This is a genomic window from Pseudoalteromonas sp. SIMBA_162, from assembly GCF_046535955.1.
GTDB lineage: Bacteria > Pseudomonadota > Gammaproteobacteria > Enterobacterales > Alteromonadaceae > Pseudoalteromonas > Pseudoalteromonas marina.
Genome location: NZ_JAWJBQ010000426.1, coordinates 1 through 271, shown reverse-complemented (window position 1 = coordinate 271; position 271 = coordinate 1). Strand labels below are relative to the sequence as shown.

The following is a 271-nucleotide window of genomic DNA, read 5'->3' as shown; positions in this document are numbered from 1 at the left end:
CGTTGCCGCCGCATGCACGACCGCGCTGTTCGCGCCGCTCGCCCATGCACAAAGCTCGGTCACGCTGTACGGCCTGATCGACGCCGGCATCGCCTATACCAACAACGCGGGCGGCGCATCGCTTTGGCGCATGACGAGCGGCACGATCAACGGCAGCCGCTTCGGCCTGAAGGGCTCCGAAGATCTCGGCGGTGGCCTGAAGGCGCTGTTCGTGCTCGAGAACGGCTTCAACGTGAACAACGGCGCGCTCGGCCAGGACAGCAAGCTGTTC

At 66.1% G+C, this 271-nt stretch carries 1 protein-coding gene; it reads left to right on the top strand.

Going from position 1 to position 271, the window contains the following annotated elements:
* On the top strand, nt 1-271 hold a 271-nt coding region (locus R0J88_RS20335), incomplete at both ends, for a porin (RefSeq protein ID WP_410900926.1).